This is a genomic window from Arhodomonas sp. KWT (genome assembly GCF_010993615.1).
Genome location: NZ_WNXE01000266.1, coordinates 1 through 2790, shown reverse-complemented (window position 1 = coordinate 2790; position 2790 = coordinate 1). Strand labels below are relative to the sequence as shown.

Sequence of the window (2790 nt, the reverse complement as noted above, 5' to 3'; positions counted from 1 at the left end):
CCCGGTGCGGAAATCCGCGGTGGTGCCCGCGTAGGCCGTGCCCACCAGCAGGTCGCCCGCGGTGCTCGTCACGCTCAACGGACCGGCCTCGGCCACCGCCTCGCCGACGGTGACGTCACCGCCCGCGCTGACGATCACGGGGGCGTACACGCTGCGCAGCCGGCCGGCGTCGATGCGTCCGCCATTCACGGTCACGCTGTCGCCGGCACGGGCACCGGTGCCGGCTATACCGTCGACGGCGGTGACGTCGAGCGTCCCGCCGGCATCCAGCGCCCAGCCGCTGTCGCCCGCCTCGCCGAAGGCGATCTCCCCGGCACCGCGGTTATCGATGGTCATGGTGGTACCACTGCGGGCACGGACGACGGCCAGATCGCCCTGCCCCTCGCCGGTCACATCCAGCCGGCTGCCGGCATTCAGCATCCCCGCGTCGAGGTCGCCGCCGGTCACGGTGACCGCCAGGCCGGCCGGGTTGTCGTCCTGCTGATCGGTACCGGTGGTCACCGTGCCCAGCGTCACGGGTCCATCGGTGCCGGTCAGGGTCGCGGACGTGCCGGCCTCGGCGGTGTCCACGCGGAAAGCACCGTGCTCGTTGCCGGCGGTCAGGGCGGTGGCGGTCACGACCTCGCCCAGCGTCAGCACCCCGCGGGTGTTCTCCACCGTGGCCGCGGTAGCGCTGAAGGCGTGGTCGATGGTGACATCACCCCGGCCGCTGCCCGTGACGTCCAGCCGGCCGCCGGCGTCCAGCGTCCCGGCCTTGAGGTCGCCGCCGGTCACCGTTGCCTGCAGGCCGTGGCCCCGGCTGATCACCTTGCCGAGGGTCATGGCACCGCCGGTGTTGGTGAGCCGCACGCCCCAGGGATCGGCCGGCGCCGCGCCGGCGCCTGCCTCGGCGTAATCGAGGGTGAAGACGCCTTGGGCGTTGTCCATCGCGAGCACGCCGCCGGAGACGATCCTGTCCACGCTCAGCGCGCCGCCCGCTGCCCCGCCGACGTTATTGGCGAGGGTCGCCGCGCCGCCGCTCCGGGCGTCTTCAATGGTGATATCGCTGCCCCCGGTGCCGGTCACGGTGAGCCCTGTGGCGGCATCGAGGGTTGCGGCATCCAGCTGTCCCCCGGCGATGGCGACGTTCAGCCCGGCCGTCCGGGTCGTCACCGTCCCCAGATTCATGTCGCCACCGGTGTTCCCGAGTACCGCGGCATCCGCCACCGCCTCGTCCAGCGCGAAGACGCCGTCGGCGTTATCCGCAGTCAGCGAGGTGGCGGCATGCGCCGTGCCGATATCAAGCCCCCGCGCGGTGGTCAGGGTCACCGCATCACCGGCGCTCACGGTCCCCGCGGTGAACGCGCCGAGATCGGCGGTCACCTCCCCCGTGCGGGCCGTCACGGTATCGGCATCGACGGCCTGATCGCCGTTGAGCGTCACCGTCCCGGCGGCCTCGATGCGCCCGCCGGTGGTATCGGACGCCCAGGTCAGGTACGCATCCCCGCCCCCGGCATCGATGCGCTCGAAGGTCGGCGCGTTGATCGCGAGGGCCGTGTCCGCCGTGCCGATGGCCCCGCCGGCGTCCACGTCGACCCTGCCGCCGGACCAGGTCACGAGGTTGGGGGTATCGCCGGCAATGGCGGTGATGTCGCCGGTGACGTCCAGCGCGAGGATTGCGTCGTTTTCCACGTCGATGGTCGCGACGCGGGCGTCGCCGTCCACCCGGAGGGTCACGCCGTCATCACCGTTGAGCCGGCTGCCGGCCGCCATGGTCAGGCTGTCCATGTGGGCGGTCAGCCCATCTGAATAGAACGCGGTGTCCTCCCCGAAATGCCAGTCACCGGTGGTGACGGTGGCCGTCGCACCGGGCACGGAAATGCTCGCGTCCTGGTGCAGGCTCAGGTCGCCGGCGACCACGCTGAGGTCGCCCCAGGCAGTCATGCCGCCGTCTTCCAGGAAGGTCAGATCGCCGTCGCCCAGATTGAAATCGGCCTCCTCCCAGGCCGTGAACCCGCCGTCCCTGCCAACGGTGGTGGAGGCGGCGGTGAGCCCGAAATGCCCGTCGACGACGAAACGGGCATCGGCGGCGACATCCACCGCGGCGTCACCGCGCAGGGTAAGGGCACCGCCGATCTCCCCGTCACCGAGGGTCAGGGAATCCGGGCTGGTCAGCCAGGCGTCGCCGCCGCTGTCGGCACCCAGGGTACCGTCCACGCCGGTGAGACGGACGTCGATGGGCGCCCCCGCCCCGCCGATGGCGCCGTCCGCCTTGAGCGTCACCGACTGGCCGCTGACGTTGAGGTCGGCGACGGTGCGGTAGAGATCTCCCGCAACGGCGTCCAGGTAGACGCTGCCGTCCACGATCACGCGGCCGACGCCGAAGTCGCCGGTGAGCCACTCCAGCGCCACATCCCCGGAGGAGGAGACACCGCCGAGGGTCCCCGCGACATCCAGCGCCAGCGGGGCACCGTCGGCGTCGCCGATCGAGCCGTTGGAGGCACCGAGGGTGATGTCGCCGCCGACGGTGACCGTGCCCGGCGCGCTGTCGGCCACGGTGATACTGTCGTTGGCCAGGAGCCGGGCGTCATCCCCCACGTCGACGGTCCCGACGCGGATGTTGCTGAGCGCCTGGATATAGGCGGAGCCGCCGGCGGCGATATCGAAGCGGCCACCGGCGTCCACGTACATGGGGATGGTCTGGTTCACCACCAGGGCGGCGATATCGCCGTCGTCGTCGTGCTCGATGGTCACGTCACCGGGTGCCCGCGCGGTGCCCAGGGCACCGATCTCCTCGTCGGTGAGGCTGCC

The 2790-nt window shown here is 71.8% G+C and carries 1 protein-coding gene; it reads right to left on the bottom strand.

Features of this window, described 5'->3' with window-relative positions; genetic code table 11:
• Positions 1 to 2790: hypothetical protein (locus tag G7A99_RS17640; RefSeq protein WP_163142623.1), on the bottom strand; the 2790-nt coding region annotated here is incomplete at both ends.